This window comes from Nocardioides palaemonis (genome assembly GCF_018275325.1).
Lineage (GTDB): Bacteria > Actinomycetota > Actinomycetes > Propionibacteriales > Nocardioidaceae > Nocardioides > Nocardioides palaemonis.
Genome location: NZ_JAGVQR010000001.1, coordinates 1,369,751 through 1,384,333, shown reverse-complemented (window position 1 = coordinate 1,384,333; position 14,583 = coordinate 1,369,751). Strand labels below are relative to the sequence as shown.

The 14,583-nt window shown below is 73.8% G+C and carries 17 protein-coding genes; 2 read left to right on the top strand and 15 right to left on the bottom strand.

What is annotated here, in order from left to right:
- Positions 1 to 43: 43 nt before the first annotated feature.
- Complete coding sequence (gene rpsB, locus KDN32_RS06765; RefSeq protein WP_211731280.1) at positions 44 to 967, bottom strand: 30S ribosomal protein S2; 924 nt, start codon at positions 965 to 967, stop codon at positions 44 to 46.
- A gap of 431 nt (positions 968 to 1,398) precedes the next feature.
- Between rpsB and KDN32_RS06760 the strand changes: the two genes are divergently transcribed.
- Positions 1,399 to 2,007: a M23 family metallopeptidase gene (locus KDN32_RS06760; protein ID WP_211731279.1), complete on the top strand. Its 609-nt coding sequence runs from the start codon at positions 1,399 to 1,401 to the stop codon at positions 2,005 to 2,007.
- An 11-nt stretch (positions 2,008 to 2,018) separates the two neighbouring features.
- On the opposite strand, the gene KDN32_RS06755 is transcribed toward KDN32_RS06760, so the two are convergent.
- The 13 genes from KDN32_RS06755 to KDN32_RS06695 all read right to left on the bottom strand — a co-directional run bounded on the left by KDN32_RS06755 (position 2,019) and on the right by KDN32_RS06695 (position 12,485).
- Entirely contained in the window at positions 2,019 to 2,963 is a 945-nt protein-coding gene (locus tag KDN32_RS06755) for a tyrosine recombinase XerC (protein WP_372446478.1), read from the bottom strand.
- Between the two features lie 29 nt (positions 2,964 to 2,992).
- Positions 2,993 to 4,165 carry a DNA-processing protein DprA gene (dprA, locus tag KDN32_RS06750; protein ID WP_307853787.1) on the bottom strand — a complete coding sequence of 391 codons (1,173 nt, stop codon included), beginning with the start codon at positions 4,163 to 4,165 and terminating at the stop codon, positions 2,993 to 2,995.
- Positions 4,162 to 5,760 (bottom strand): YifB family Mg chelatase-like AAA ATPase, encoded by a 1,599-nt coding sequence (locus KDN32_RS06745; protein ID WP_211731278.1) that lies wholly within the window; start codon positions 5,758 to 5,760, stop codon positions 4,162 to 4,164. Before KDN32_RS06745 ends, dprA begins: the two co-directional genes overlap by 4 nt.
- Positions 5,760 to 6,158 (bottom strand): YraN family protein, encoded by a 399-nt coding sequence (locus tag KDN32_RS06740; protein ID WP_211731277.1) that lies wholly within the window; start codon positions 6,156 to 6,158, stop codon positions 5,760 to 5,762. Before KDN32_RS06740 ends, KDN32_RS06745 begins: the two co-directional genes overlap by 1 nt.
- Before the next feature lie 324 nt (positions 6,159 to 6,482).
- Complete coding sequence (locus tag KDN32_RS06735; protein WP_211731276.1) at positions 6,483 to 6,791, bottom strand: DUF2469 domain-containing protein; 309 nt, start codon at positions 6,789 to 6,791, stop codon at positions 6,483 to 6,485.
- The gene (locus tag KDN32_RS06730; RefSeq protein ID WP_211732399.1) at positions 6,788 to 7,501 is read right to left on the bottom strand and encodes a ribonuclease HII; all 714 of its coding nucleotides are present in this window, start codon (positions 7,499 to 7,501) and stop codon (positions 6,788 to 6,790) included. Before KDN32_RS06730 ends, KDN32_RS06735 begins: the two co-directional genes overlap by 4 nt.
- 44 nt (positions 7,502 to 7,545) lie before the next feature.
- Positions 7,546 to 8,373: a signal peptidase I gene (gene lepB / locus KDN32_RS06725; protein WP_307853784.1), complete on the bottom strand. Its 828-nt coding sequence runs from the start codon at positions 8,371 to 8,373 to the stop codon at positions 7,546 to 7,548.
- 56 nt (positions 8,374 to 8,429) lie between these two features.
- Entirely contained in the window at positions 8,430 to 8,780 is a 351-nt protein-coding gene (gene rplS, locus KDN32_RS06720) for a 50S ribosomal protein L19 (RefSeq protein ID WP_211731275.1), read from the bottom strand.
- Between the two features lie 222 nt (positions 8,781 to 9,002).
- Entirely contained in the window at positions 9,003 to 10,175 is a 1,173-nt protein-coding gene (trmD, locus tag KDN32_RS06715; protein ID WP_211731274.1) for a tRNA (guanosine(37)-N1)-methyltransferase TrmD, read from the bottom strand.
- Entirely contained in the window at positions 10,172 to 10,771 is a 600-nt protein-coding gene (gene rimM / locus KDN32_RS06710) for a ribosome maturation factor RimM (protein WP_307853783.1), read from the bottom strand. Before rimM ends, trmD begins: the two co-directional genes overlap by 4 nt.
- Before the next feature lie 102 nt (positions 10,772 to 10,873).
- Positions 10,874 to 11,116 carry an RNA-binding protein gene (locus KDN32_RS06705; RefSeq protein ID WP_191279416.1) on the bottom strand — a complete coding sequence of 81 codons (243 nt, stop codon included), beginning with the start codon at positions 11,114 to 11,116 and terminating at the stop codon, positions 10,874 to 10,876.
- 5 nt (positions 11,117 to 11,121) lie between these two features.
- Positions 11,122 to 11,640, bottom strand: coding sequence for a 30S ribosomal protein S16 (gene rpsP / locus KDN32_RS06700; RefSeq protein WP_211731273.1), 519 nt, complete (start codon positions 11,638 to 11,640; stop codon positions 11,122 to 11,124).
- A 191-nt stretch (positions 11,641 to 11,831) separates the two neighbouring features.
- A complete protein-coding gene (locus tag KDN32_RS06695; protein WP_211731272.1) occupies positions 11,832 to 12,485 on the bottom strand; it encodes a GNAT family N-acetyltransferase in 654 nt (217 codons plus the stop codon).
- 81 nt (positions 12,486 to 12,566) lie between these two features.
- Between KDN32_RS06695 and KDN32_RS06690 the strand changes: the two genes are divergently transcribed.
- Positions 12,567 to 13,448: a VanW family protein gene (locus KDN32_RS06690; protein ID WP_211731271.1), complete on the top strand. Its 882-nt coding sequence runs from the start codon at positions 12,567 to 12,569 to the stop codon at positions 13,446 to 13,448.
- Here the strand turns inward: KDN32_RS06690 and KDN32_RS06685 are convergent.
- On the bottom strand, positions 13,432 to 14,514 hold the full coding sequence (locus KDN32_RS06685; protein WP_211731270.1) for an amidohydrolase family protein: 1,083 nt from the start codon (positions 14,512 to 14,514) through the stop codon (positions 13,432 to 13,434). The two genes, KDN32_RS06690 and KDN32_RS06685, sit on opposite strands and share 17 nt — an antisense overlap.
- Between the last annotated feature and the right edge of the window lie 69 nt (positions 14,515 to 14,583).

Sequence of the window (14,583 nt, the reverse complement as noted above, 5' to 3'; positions counted from 1 at the left end):
ACGGTGCCGGTCGCAGGCTGGGCCCGCGACCGGCGCAGTGCGATCAGTCCTGCTTCGCCTCGGCGGCCTCGGCGGGCGCCTCGGTGGCGGCGTCGGCGGCAGCCTCGGCCTGCGGGGCCTCGGACGCGGCACCGGTGGCCTCGGAGGCCGGGGTCTCGGCGGCGGCGTCGCCGGTGGCGGCCGCGGCGGCCTGGTCGGCGTCACCCTGGAGCAGCTCGCGCTCCCACTCGGCCAGCGGCTCCTCGGCGCCGACGGCCTCGCCGGCGGTCTTGGCACCGGAGCGGGCGATGAGGCCCTCGGCGACGGCGTCGGCGACCACGCGGGTCAGCAGGCCGACCGCGCGGATCGCGTCGTCGTTGCCCGGGATCGGGAAGTCGACGAGGTCGGGGTCGCAGTTGGAGTCCAGGATGCCGATGATCGGGATCCGGAGCTTGCGCGCCTCCTCGACGGCCAGGTGCTCCTTGTTGGTGTCGACGATCCACACCGCGGAGGGGACCTTGGACATCTCGCGGATGCCGCCGAGGGTCTTCTCGAGCTTGGCGTGCTCCCGCTTCATCTGCAGGAGCTCCTTCTTGGTGCGACCCGAGCCGGCGACGGTGTCGAAGTCGACGTCGTCGAGCTCCTTGAGGCGGTTGATCCGCTGGTGCACGGTCTGGAAGTTGGTGAGCATGCCGCCCAGCCAGCGCTGGTTGACGTAGGGCATCCCGACGCGGGTCGCCTGCTCGGCGATCGCCTCCTGGGCCTGCTTCTTGGTGCCGACGAACATGATCACGCCGCCCTTGGCGACGGTCTCCTTGACGAAGGCGTACGAGCGGTCGATGTAGGCGAGCGACTGCTGCAGGTCGATGATGTAGATGCCGTTGCGCTCGGTCATGATGAAGCGCTTCATCTTGGGGTTCCAGCGACGGGTCTGGTGACCGAAGTGGACGCCGCTCTCGAGCAGCTGGCGCATGGTGACGACTGCCATGGGTTCTCCTGTTGTTGCGGAGGCGCTCGCCGATGTGCGCGCGACCTTCGGCAGGCCGGGCCGGAGAGCGGTGCTCCTGTTGGTTTTCAGTTGCTGCGCCCGGCGGGAGCCGGGGCCCTGACGCTCACGCGCCGGTCCGACCCGCGATCCCGGCGGGGCCGGAGACGCGGAACTGAGGACCGACGCCCACGGGCGGTCCGGAACCAGGATGCAGTTCCGACGCGGTCTGCGAGCGTGCGAAGTCAGTCCGGGTGGACTGCTCCGCACATCGTAGGCCCCCGGGTCACCCGCGGGCGAATCGCTGCGGGCGCGGATCCGGGGGTCGTGGACCATCGTCCACGAACCGTCCCCAGCCCTGCTGGCCGGCCCGTCCTCCACAGGCGCGACGGGCGCCGGTCGCGGCGCCCGGCCGCGGGCGCGATCGTCGGTGGATGCGAGCCCTCCCGTACGTCCTGCTGCTGGTGCTGACGACGCTCCTGTCCCCCACGGCAGCCGCCGCCCGGCCCGTGCTCCTGCCGGTGCCCCTGCGGGCGGGCGGTCCGGCAGGCGTGTGGCCGCTCGACCCGCGGCCCGACGTCGTACGTCCCTTCGAGCCGCCGCCGTCTCCCTACGCCTCTGGCCACCGGGGTGCGGACCTCGCCGGCGCCGCCGGTCAGCCGGTGCGGGCGGCGGTGCGCGGCACGATCGGGTTCGCCGGGTCGATCGGCGGCAAGCCGGTGGTGACCGTGCTCCACGCCGACGGCCTCCGCACGACCTACGAACCCGTCGTCACCACGGTCGCGAAGGGCGATCCGGTGGCGGCCGGCGACGTCCTCGGCCGGCTGGCCGTCACCCACGGCCACTGCTTCCCCGCGGCCTGCCTGCACTGGGGCCTGGTGCGCGGGAGCGGCGACGACCGGGTCTACCTCGACCCGCTGACGCTCGTCGGCGGCGGACCGGTGAGGCTGCTCCCGCTCTGGCGCGACGAGCCCGCGGCCACCCCGACGTCCTGGTCTCCCCCGCTCGACGCCTGGCGCCGCCCGCTCGACTGGCTGGGCTGACCCCGCCGCGCTCAGGCGCGCGGGTGGGCCTGTTGGTAGGCCCGGCGCAGCCGGTCGGTGGTGACGTGGGTGTAGAGCTGGGTGGTGGCGAGCGAGGCGTGGCCGAGCAGCTCCTGCACCGAGCGCAGGTCGGCACCGCCCTCCAGCAGGTGGGTGGCGGCGGTGTGGCGCAGGCCGTGCGGCCCGATGTCGGGGGCACCGGGGACGTCGGCGATGCGACGGTGGACCAGGTCGCGGACGGCCCGCTGGTCGATGCGCCTGCCCCGGACACCGAGGAAGAGCGCCGGGCCGGACCCCTCCACCCGCAGCTCGGGCCGCCCGCCGGCCAGCCAGCGGTCGAGCGAGCGTCCGGCTGGCGTGCCGTAGGGCACCGACCGCTCCTTGCGACCCTTGCCGAGCACCCGGACCACGCGCCGCTCGTCGTCGACGTCGTCGACGTCGAGGCCCACCAGCTCGCCGACCCGGATGCCGGTGGCGTAGAGCAGCTCGAGCATGGCCACGTCGCGCAGGCCGACCGGGGTGCCGTCGTCGGCCCGGTCCGCGGCCGACCTGATGAGCGCCTCCGCCTCGTCGGCGCGGAGCACCGGCGGCAGGGTCTTGAGCTTCTTCGGCGAGCCGAGCGCGGCCCCCGGGTCGGCCGGCAGGCGTCCGGTGCGGTGCAACCAGGCGGTGAAGACCCGTGCCGCCGTCGCCCGCCGGGCGATCGTGGTCCGGCTGCGGCCGGTCGTCTGCAGCCGCGCCAGCCAGCTGCGCAGCGTGCGGAGGTCGAGGTCGGTGACGTCGTCGTGCCCGAGGCGGACGCAGTGGTCCAGCAGGCTCGACACGTCGCCGAGGTAGGCCCGGACGGTGTGGGGGGTCAGGTCACGCTCGGAGACGAGGTGGCGCTCGTAGTCGCCGAGCAGCCGGACCATCGGCTCCGGGAGTCCCGGGGCATCGGTCGTCGGCTCGTCGCTCACGTCGCCGAGCCTAGGCGCGCGGACCGCCCTCACGCGTCAGGCGCGAGCCGCCACCCCCGTTCGTCGAGGCGCACCAGGCCCTTGGCGCGCAGCCGGCGCAGGGCTCCGTCGGTGGTGCGCACGTGCAGGCCGCACCGCACGGAGATCTCGTCGACCTCGGCGGGCCGGCTGACCGGCACCCACTCGACGACCTGCTGCTCGGTCGGGGTGAGGTCGTCGCGGGGGCGGGTCTCGCCGCGCGGCGGCTCGAGGAGGTGGGTCCCCGACCTGCCCACGAGCTCGAGGACCTCGCGTCCGCTCGTCACGACGGTGCCGCGTCCGTCGCGGAGGAGCTGGTTGACCCCCTGAGAGGTGACGCTGGTGACCGGACCCGGCACGCACATGACCTGCCGGCCGAGGCCCTCCGCCCAGCCCACGGTGTTGAGCGCCCCGCTGCGCAGCGCTGCCTCCACGAGGACCGTGCCGGTGGTCAGGGCGGCGATCAGCCGGTTGCGGGCGAGGAACCGCGGACGCGTCGGCGTGGATCCGGGCGGTTGCTCCGACACCACCGCGTGCTCGGCCGCGAGGTGCTGGATCAGCGGCCGGTTCTGGGCGGGGTAGACCCGGTCGACGCCGCAGGCCAGCACCGCCACCGTGGTGCCGGCGGCGGCCAGGGTGGAGTCGTGGGCGACGAAGTCGATGCCGAGGGCACCACCCGACACCACCGGCACCCGGGCGTGGGCGAGGTCGGCGCAGACGCCGCGGGTCATCTCGACGCCGTAGAAGGAGGCGGCCCGCGACCCCACGACGGCCACCGAGCAGGCGAGCTCGGTGAGGGGCATCGGGCCCTTCACCCACAGCCCCGGCGGCGCACCGCCGAACCCGTCGAGGGTGATGGTGTCGTCGAGCCGGTCGAGGCCGTCGGGCCACTCCGGGTCGCCCGGGACCAGGAAGCGGATGCCGCAGCGGGCGGCCTGGTCGAGCTCGCGCTCGGGCTCGACCTCGCCGAGCCGTTCGGCCAGCCGCTCCGCGACGCCGGTGTCGCTGCGCGAGACGCGCAGCTGCTCGAGCGCACGCACCGCGCCCACCTGGCGCACCATCGAGGAGGTGGTGCCGTCGCCCGGCTCGACGGCGCAGCTCAGGATGACCCTCGCCAGCCGGTCGGCGTCGCCGACGCGGGACGCGGTGGTCGGGCCCGCGGGACGGAGGGGCACGTCGCTCACGACGCCACCCCCACCACGGCGGCCGGCAACGTGCCGGCGGCGTCCGCCGACCGCAGCGCGAGCGCGATCCGCGCCTCCTCCTCGCCCGGCCGGGCGACGCCCGAGCGGTCCGCCACCGTCCACGCCAGGCGCTGGACCCGGGTCAGGCCACGGCGGGTGAGACGACCCGCCGCCAGGTCGGCGTCGACGAGGTGCTGCGCCTCGGGCTCCAGCGGCCAGTGCTCGGCGAGGACCGGCCCCGGGCACGAGGCGTTGAGCAGCCACGGGCAGTGGCGGTAGCGCAGCGCCTGGCGCTGGCGGGCCTCCGCCACCCGGGAGCGGACGTCCTCGGAGGACTCACGCTCGGGCCCGAACACGGTCCGGCTGCGACCCTGCGGCCGCACCTCCATCCAGATGTCGACGCGGTCGAGGATCGGGCCGGTGAGCTTGCGGCGGTAGTGAAGTCGCTGCACGTCCGAGCACTCGCAGGACCCACCGGAGGAGCCGTGGAAGTTGCCGCACGGGCACGGGTTCGCGGCCAGCACCACCAGGGAGCGGGCGGGGTAGGTCGCGGCGTCGTCGCCGCGGGCGATGGTGACCTCCCCGGCCTCGAGCGGCTGGCGCATCGCCTCGATCACGTCGGCGCGGAAGTGCGGGAACTCGTCGAGGAACAGCACGCCGTGGTGGGCCAGGCTCACCTGGCCGGGGCGGACCCGGCCCGTCCCGCCCCCGAGCACGCTCGCCGCCGTCGCCGAGTGGTGCGGGGCGAACCACGGCGGTCGGCGCAGCAGGCCACTGCCCTCCGGCAGGACCCCTGCGACGGAGTGGAGGGCGGTCACCTCGAGGGCCTGCTCGGTGGTCAGGTCGGGGAGGATCGACGGGATCCGTTCGGCGATCGAGGTCTTCCCGGTGCCCCGGGGGCCGATGAGCATGGTGGGGTGCCCGCCCGCGGCCGCGACCTCCACCGCGTAGCGGACGTCCTCGAGGCCGTCGAGGTCGCGCAGGTCGAGGCCGGCGAGCCGGTCCTCGCCCCGCCAGGTCGCGAGCGGGCTGGCCGACGCGGCGACGACGGGCGCCGCCTCGGGAACCTCCACGCCGCGCAGCACGGCGGAGACCTGCGCCAGCGAGCGCACGCCGAACACCGTCATGCCCGGCACCAGCGCCGCCTCGGCGGCCTGGGGCTCCGGGACGAACACCCGCGTGATGTCGTGGGCCGCCGCCGCGATCACCATCGGCAGGACGCCCGGCACCGGGCGGAGCGCACCCGACACGGAGAGCTCACCGACGAACGCCCAGCCCGCGAGGTGCTCGGGCAGCAGGTCCTCGTGCTGGGGGTCGGCCGCGAGCACGGCTGTCGCGATCGCGAGGTCGTAGTGGGTGCCGGACTTGGGCAGGTCGGCCGGGGCGAGCAGGATCGTGACCCGCTTGGTGGCCGGCCACCGGCCGCAGTCGTTGTTGATCGCCATCCGCACCCGGTCGCGGGCCTCGGACAGGGACTTGTCGACCCGGCCGATGATCGTGGTGCTGACCAGTCCTGGGGACACGTCGACCTGCACGTCGATCACGTGTCCGTCGGCGCCCCGGAGCGCGAGCGAGCGCGCGGTCGCGAACGCCATCAGCCGACCCCCGGCACGTGCTCGACCTCCACCGGCCCGCTGGGCGGGGCGAGCACGCCCACCAGGTCCACCCGGACGTCGTCGGGGTGGCAGTCGTGGGCACGCAGCCAGCGGGCGCCGAGCCGGCGCAGCCGCTCCGCCTTGCGGGCGTCGACCGCCTCGAGGGGCGTGCCGTAGGAGGTCGACGACCGGGTCTTGACCTCGCAGATCACCAGCACCCGGCCGTCGCGCAGCACGAGGTCGATCTCGCCGGCCGCGCAGCGCCAGTTGCGGTCGAGCAGCACCATGCCGAGCGACGTCAGGTGGCGGGCCGCGAGCTCCTCGCCGCGGCGGCCGAGGCGACGGTTGTGCGCGGCGACGGGGTCGCGCGGGACGAGCGGGACGGTGGGTCTGGTCATCGCGGGTGCCTTCCGGTCGGCTGGAGGCACCAGCACACCGCGGGGCACCGACGGCGAGCAGGCGGTGGTCACGCCGCCTGTGGAGGACGCCGCCCGACCGGGGGCTGTGGACACCTGGTGGTCCTCGACCGCACCGACGCCCCGGTCGACCAGACGGTCGTGCGGGCAGCGCGGGCGGTGGCGCTCGCGGTGGCGTACGCGCGGACCACCCCGCGTTGAGCGGTGCGTGAAGAGGACTTCGACGGCCCAGAATCCCCCTCACCCACCGCTCCGGGGGCAGCCGTACGCCGCTCGCCCCAGGACCGCACCGACCGCGGCCGCCGGTCAGTCCTTGGGCGGGTCGATGTCCTGGGGTGCGAGCTCCTCGACGTTGACGTCCTTGAACGTCAGCACCTTCACGTTCTTGGCGAACCGGGCCGGGCGGTACATGTCCCACACCCAGGCGTCGCTCATCGAGACCTCGAAGAAGACGTCTCCGCTCTCGGAGCGGGCCTTCACGTCCACCTGGTTGCACAGGTAGAACCGGCGGTCGGTCTCCACGACGTACTTGAAGATCCCCACCACGTCGCGGTACTCGCGGTAGAGGGTGAGCTCCATCTCGGTCTCGTACTTCTCGAGGTCCTCCGCGCTCATCCGTCCTCCTGCTCGCCGCTGCCCGGTCCCTGCTCGTGCTCCTGGCCACCGACCCTAGTGGGCACCTCCGCGCCCGGCTCGAGCCCCGCGGCGCGGCGCACGTTGACGAAGCGCATCCGGTGCACCGGCGACGGGCCGTGGGCGGCCAGCGCCGCCTCGTGGGTCTCGGTGATGTAGCCCTTGTGGGTCCGGAAGTCGTAGGCGGGCCAGTCGCCGTCGAGGTCGACCATCAGCCGGTCCCGGGTCACCTTCGCCACCACCGACGCGGCGGCGATGCAGGCGGCGACCCGGTCGCCCTTCCACACCGCGAGGCCGGGCACGCCGAGGCCGTCGACGGGGAACCCGTCGGTCAGGACGTACGCCGGCCGCGTGGCCAGGCGGGCGACCGCGCGGCGCAGCGCCTCGAGGTTGGCCACGTGCATGCCGAGGCGGTCGCACTCCTCGGGCTCGACCACGACCACCGACCAGGCCAGTGCCCGGCGCACGACCTGGGCGTAGACCCGCTCGCGGGCAGCCTCGGTGAGCAGCTTGCTGTCCGCCAGGCCGGGGACGATGCCGGCCTTGCCGGGTGGGAGCACGACGGCGCCGGCGACGAGCGGGCCGGCGCAGGCGCCGCGGCCCGCCTCGTCGACACCGGCCACGGGCTCGAGGCCGACGCGGCGCAGCGCGCGCTCGTAGCCGTAGAGCCCGGCGTCGCGGCGCACCGTCACCGCGCCCGGGACCGGCAGCGGCGGCTGGGTCGCGGGCGAGGGGGTCACGACGAGGGTTCCGGCACGTCCTCGAACGCGTCGGGACGCGAGTTCCAGCGGAACCGGTCGGCCGGCCAGAGCAGGACGAACACCTTGCCGACCACCAGGTCGACGGGGACGAACTCGTCTCCCGGGACGCACTCGGTCCGCCCGGGCTTGCACATGTGGAACGAGGAGTCCGCCGAGCGGGAGCGGTTGTCCCCCATCACGAACACGTGGCCCTCGGGGATCGGCCCGACCTCCCAGTCGGTGGTGCACTCGTCGACCATCGGACCGTCACACGTGGCGTCGCCGCGCTTGACGAACGCGGACTCGTCGATCGCCGTGCCGTTGATCATCAGCCGGCCCTGGTCGTCGCAGCACTGGATGGTGTCGCCGGCCACGCCGATGACCCGCTTCACGAGGTGGCCGCCGGTCGGGTAGAGACCGATCTTGGCCATCCCCTTCGCCACCGGGTTGGTCGGACCGGCCGCGTCGGCGGGGTTGAGCCAGCCGCCCGGGTCCTTGAAAACCACGACGTCGCCGCGCTCGGGGCCGCCGTCCCCCCAGTAGGACGGCTTCTCGACCAGGATCCGGTCGTTGAGGACCAGGCCCGGCTCCATCGACTCCGACGGGATGTAGAAGGCCTGGACGAAGAAGCTCTTGATGACGATCGCGAGCACGAGCGCGATCCCGAGCAGGAGGATCGTCTCCTGCCAGAGCGGCAGCTGCTTGCGCCGGCCCCGGCCGCGTCGACCGTCGTGGCGGCTCTCCACCTTCTCCTCCTCCGGACGCGACGACCGCGGCTCCTCGTCCATCGGGGCGGACGTGGAACCGCGGTCGTCAGAAGTCACGCGCAGAGACTAACCAGTCCCTGGTCGGACCGGCGCCACCCGGCGCCGGACGGTGCTCACGCCTCGCGGCGCTCCTTGATCTTGGCAGCCTTGCCGCGCAGGTTGCGCAGGTAGTAGAGCTTGGCGCGGCGCACGTCACCGCGGGTCACGACCTCGATCTTCTCGAAGATCGGGGAGTTCAGCGGGAAGGTGCGCTCCACGCCGACGCCGAAGGAGACCTTGCGGACGGTGAAGGTGCGGCCGATGCCCGAGCCGTGGACGCGGATCACGACGCCCTGGAAGACCTGGACACGCGAGCGGCTGCCCTCGATGACCTTGACGTGGACCTTGACGGTGTCGCCGGCGCGGAAGGCCGGGACGTCGTCGCGCTTGATGGCGGTGCCGAGATCGGCGATGACGTTGCTCATCGGGTGCTCCTCGCGAGTGCCACAGGTCAGCCGCGGACATAGTCGTGTGTCGGACGGACGCTCGTGGTGGCCGGCCGGCGCGCCCCCTGTGGCAGGTGCGGTTCGGCGGGACCCCGGGGCGGTGCATCGCGAGATGCGTCCGGGCGACCCTGGCCTCGAGCAGACCAGTGGTGAAGTCTGCCAGAGGCGTCGGGCCGGCGTGAAATCCGGCCGGGGTGGTGCCTAGGCCCGCCGCCGGGCCGGCTTGGTCATCACCACCGCGCCCGCAGGAGCCCGCCGGTCGGTGCGCAGCCGGAAGCCCGCCTTCCGGTACATCCGCTGGTTGTCGGTCGACCGCTCGCCGGTGAAGAGGACGTAGGTCGTCACGTCGGCCGGCGCCAGGTCCTCGACCAGCCCGAGCAGGGCCCGCCCCAGGCCGCGGCCCTGCAGGTCGGGCGCCACCATGATCCGGCCGATGTCCCACTCGCCGTGGGAGTCCACCCGGCCGCGCACGGCACCGACGAGACGGCCCGACGACGGCTCACGGGCGACCATCACGGTCCACTCCCCCAGGCCGCGACGCACGTCGTCGAGCGACTCGTGCAGCGCCGGGATCTCCACCCCGGGGTTGGCCTGCTGCTCCTGCAGCCAGCACGCGCGCTGCAGGGTGAACAGCTCGCCGGCGTCGGCCGGGACGGCAGCGCGTACGTCGAGGTCCGCGAGCGCGCCGACCGCGCCCGTGCGCGGCAGCAGGTCGGGGCGCCGCTCGGCGGTGCGCTGCTCGGCCTGCTCGCGGCGCCACGCGGCGATCCGCGCGTGGTCGCCGGAGAGCAGCACGTCCGGGACCTCGCGACCGCGCCAGGAGGCCGGCTTGGTGTAGACGGGGTACTCCAGGAGGCCGTCGGCGTGCGACTCCTCCACCAGCGACTCGGCGTTGCCCATGAAGCCGGGCAGCAGGCGCACGACGGCCTCAGTGATCGCCAGCGCGGCGACCTCGCCGCCGTTGAGGACGTAGTCGCCGAGGCTGATCTCGCGGACCGTCCCGACGGTGGCGGCGTGCTCGAGGACCCGCTGGTCGATGCCCTCGTAGCGCCCGCACGCGAACACGAGGTGCTCGTGGCCGCTGAGCTCCGCGGCGACCCGCTGGGTGAAGGGCTCACCGCTCGGCGTCGTGAAGACGATCGTGGCTCCCTGCGCGACCTCGTCGAGGGCCTCCCCCCACGGCTCCGGCTTCATCACCATGCCGGCACCGCCGCCGTAGGGCGTGTCGTCGACCGTGCGGTGCCGGTCGCTGGTCCACCGCCGCAGGTCGTGGACGTGCACGTCCAGCAGGCCCTTGTCGCGGGCCTTGCCCGGCAGGCTCAGCCCCAGCGGCGCGAGGTAGTCGGGGAAGATCGTGACGACGTCGATCCTCATGCGGGGCCCTGCTCGCCGGGCGCCTGCCCGCCGGACGCCTGCTCGTCCGGGAAGGGCGCGACCAGCCCGGGCCGGTCCGCGACCACGACGCGGCCGGCGGCCAGGTCGACCTCGGGGACGAGCGCGCTCACGAACGGCACGAGCGCGTCGCGACCGTCGGGCGTGCGGACGGTGAGCAGGTCCTGCGCGGAGCCGTGCACGACGGCCTTCACCTCCCCCAGCGCGGTGCCGTCGAGGTCCACCACGGCCAGCCCGACGAGCTGGTGGTCGTAGAACTCCTCCGGGTCCTCCGGCGTCTCGTCGGCGGCGATGGTGGCGTGCAGCAGGGTCCCGCGCGCCGCCTCCGCGGCGTTGCGGTCGGCGAGCTCCTCGAAGGTGACCAGCAGCGTGCTCTGGTGCCACCGGGCCCGCGCGACGGTGAGGGAGGCCGGGCGCCGGTCGGCGCCGGCCGGGGCCTGGGCGCGCAGGACGGTCCCCGGCGCGAAGCGTCGGTCGGGCTCGTCGGTGCGGACGTCGAGGGTGACCTCGCCGCGGATGCCGTGGGGCTTGCCGATGCGGCCGACCACGACCTCGATGCCTGCGCTGTCCTCGCTCACGCGAGGAGGCTATCGCCGGTGCCCCGGGACGCAGCGACGGGCGCCACCCCCAGGGGGTGGCGCCCGTCGACGTGCGGTGGTGGTGCCGGTGCTGGTGCCGGCTCAGCGGCGGCGGTCGGTGTCGACGAAGTCGACCCGGGCACCGCCACGGCCGGCGAGGGCCGAGACGACGGTGCGGAACGCCGTCGCGGTGCGGCCGTTGCGGCCGATCACCTTGCCGAGGTCGTCGGGGTGCACCCGGACCTCGAGGATCGAGCCGCGCCGGAGCTGCTTGTCGCGCACGCTCACGTCGTCCGGGTGGTCGACGATGCCACGCACCAGGTGCTCGAGAGCCTCGGCCAGCACGTCGCTCACGCCTCGCTCTTGCCGGCGTCCTCGGCGGTCACCGTCTCCGTCGCCTCGGCGGCGTCAGCGGCACCCTCGGGGGTCTCGTCGGCGGGGACCTCGGCGGGCGCCTCGGTCTTCTCGGCCTTCTCGGTCTTCTCGGCCTTCTTCTTGGCGGTCACCGCGGCGCCCTTGGGCTCGGCGGCGGCCTCCTTGAGGGCCTCGTTGAAGATGTCGAGCTTGGAGCGCTTGGGCTCCTTGACCTTGAGGGTGCCCTCGGCGCCCGGCAGACCCTTGAACTTCTGCCAGTCACCGGTCACCTTGAGGAGGGCCTCGACGGCCTCGGAGGGCTGGGCGCCCACGCCGAGCCAGTACTGCGCCCGCTCGGAGGTGACGTCGATGAGCGACGGCTCCTCCTTGGGGTGGTACTTGCCGATCTCCTCGAGGACCTTGCCGTCGCGCTTCTTGCGCGAGTCGACGACGACGATGCGGTACTGCGGCACCCGGATCTTGCCCAGGCGCTTCAAGCGAATCTTGACGGCCACGTTTGTGGTGTCTCCTCAGAAATTGTCGTGGGTGAGGGGCCGGTCCGCCGGTGGGGACACCAGGACCGAACAGCTCGATGGGCGCTGCGTGTCCGGATGAGAGGGTCCGGGCACGCAGGACACGAGCGGCGATTCTGCCAGACACCGGCCGGGTGCGACCAATCCGGTCGTGCAGCCCGTCCCGGAGCGGCTCAGGCGGCGCCAAGACCGATGAACTCGCGCACCGCCTCGGCACCCTCGACCTCGAGGCGTACGTCGTCGCGCACGAGGTCCTCGGGGGTGAGGACGAGGCCCTGGTTGAGCGCGAGCCGGCCCTGGCGGCTGATCCGGCTGACCGAGGTCGGCCGGTAGCCGACCTTGCGCGAGACGCCGAGCGAGGCCGGGTTGTCGACGAACGCCGCCGAGGTGATCTCCTCGAAGCCGAGGTGGTCGAAGAGCAGCGCGCAGAACGCGCGGCGCATCGCGGTGCCGATCCCCCGCCCCTGGTGCTCCCGGCCCAGCCACGACCCGGTCTCGCCGGTCCGGGTGACGGGGAAGTTCCTGGTCGCGACCCCCTGCGAGCCCACGACCCGGCCGTCGACGAGGACGGCGAGGTCGAGGCAGAAGTCGTCGGGACGGAAGGTGGACCGCTTGCTCCAGTGGTACTGCGCGGTGTTGCGGGAGAGCTGACCTGCCGGCGCGGTCGACCAGGGGACGTAGAACGGCATCTCACCGGGGTCGTGGATGCCCCGCTCGGCGACGTCGCACAGCTCGAGGACCAGCTCGTCGGTCAGTCCGCGCAGCTCGATCGGGCCGGCCACGACCCGCAGGCCGAAGGGAGGGTAGACGTCGGTGGCGCTCAGCATGGCGCCATCCTCACGGACCCGCCCCGCACCCACCAACCGGATTCCCCGCAACCTTCCGCGCCCGCGCGACGTCCTTGTGTCATGACCACTGCCCGCGTCGCGCCGCTGGAGCTCCCGGCCCGGCTCACTGCTCCCCCGCGGCTCACCCAGCGCCACCCGGTGCTGCTCCCGGTGGCGATGCTCGTGCACCGCGCGCGACGCCGCGTCCGCTGGACGCGTGACTCCCTGTCCGGCCGGGTGCGGTTCGCGCGGACCCGTGCTGCGGTCGACCTCCCGGTGCGCCTCAAGCAGCACGGCTCGCTGCTGCTGCGCGAGCTCGACCCGGACCGGATGCACCTGCAGCACAACAAGGTCACCAACCTGCGGCTGGCGGCGTCCCGGCTCGACGGACTCGTCGTCGCGCCCGGCGAGACGTTCTCCTTCAACCGGGTGGTCGGCAACTGCACCCGGCGCAAGGGCTACGTCGACGGGATGAAGCTGTCCAACGGCTCCGCCGAGGCCGGCACCGGCGGGGGCATCTGCCAGCTCGCCAACCTCGTGCACTGGATGGTCCTGCACTCCGACCTCACCGTGGTCGAGCGCTCGGAGCACTCCTTCGACCCGTTCCCCGACCAGGGCCGCGTGCTGCCGTGGGGCGTCGGCTGCTCGATCGTCTACAACTACGTCGACCTGGTCGTGCGCAACGACACCGACCACCCGTTCCAACTGCGTACGTGGGTGGGCGAGCGCTACCTCCACGGCCAGCTGCGCACCGACGCGTGGCCCGCGCACTCCTGGAAGGTCGAGGCGCGCGACGAGCAGTTCCTGCGCCGCGAGGGCCGGGTCTTCCGCCGCAACCAGGTGTGGCGACGGGTGATCGACCGGCGCACCGGCGCGCAGGTCGGCGACGAGCTGGTCAAGACCAACTGCGCGCTCGTCGTCTACGAGCCCGGCCCGGGCGTCGAGGTCATCGACGTCGGGTGACGCCCCTCAGCACGGTGCAGGTGGGGGTGCGCAGCACGGACAGGTCCTCGACCGGGTTGCGGTCGTAGACGACGAAGTCGGCCGAGGCGCCCTCGACGAGCCCGTCGACGCCGAGCCACTCGCGCGCCCGCCAGCTGGCCGCGCCGAGCGCGTCGTGGGCCGGCATCCCGATCCGGACCAGCGCCTCGATCTCGCCGGCGATGTTGCCGTGCCGGCTGATCCCGCCGCCGTCGGAGCCGGCGTAGATCGGCACGCCGGCCTCGTGGGCGGCCATGATCGTGGCGGGCATCCGGGCGTAGAGGTCGGTCATGGTGGCGGCGTAGTCCGGGAACCGCTCGGCGCCGGCGGCAGCGTGCTCCGGGAACTTGTCGAGCTGCATCACGGTCGGCACCAGCCGGGTCCCGTGGGCGACCATCGCGTCGATGAGGTCCTCGGTGAGCCCGGTGCCGTGCTCGATGCAGTCGATGCCGGCCTCGATCAGGCCGGGCAGCACCCCGTGCCCGAAGCAGTGGGCGGTGACCTTGGCCCCCTCGGCGTGGGCGGCGTCGATCGCGGCGGCGAACGCCTCGGCCGGGAACGACGGGGCGAGGTCGCCCTCCTCGCGGGAGATCCAGTCGCCGACGAGCTTGATCCAGCCGTCGCCGTTGCGGGCCTCCTGCGCGGCGTAGGTCGCGAGGTCCTCCGGCTCGACCTCGTGGGCGTAGTTGCGGATGTAGCGCTTCGTGGCGGCGATGTGGCGGCCGCAGCGGATCAGCCGCGGCAGGTCGTCGCGGTCGTGGATCCAGCGGGTGTCGGCCGCCGAGCCGGCGTCGCGGATCAGCAGCGCTCCCCCGTCGCGGTCGTCGATCGCCTGCTGCTCGGTGGCGGCGTCGTCGGTGGCACCGAAGTCGTCGAGCCCGAGGTGGCAGTGCGCGTCGACGAGGCCGGGCACGATCCAGCCCTCGGCGACCGTGTCGGCGCCCGGCTGCGCCTCGTAGGTGATCCGGCCGTCGACGACGTAGAGGTCGCGCGGCTCGCCGTCGGGCAGGACCGGGCCGCGGAAGCGCTGGGCTGGCTCGAGGGGCATGGCCCGACCCTAGCGAGGACCCCGGTCGCCCGGCCCGTGCGTGGGCCGGGCGACCGGGGTCGCGGCGGG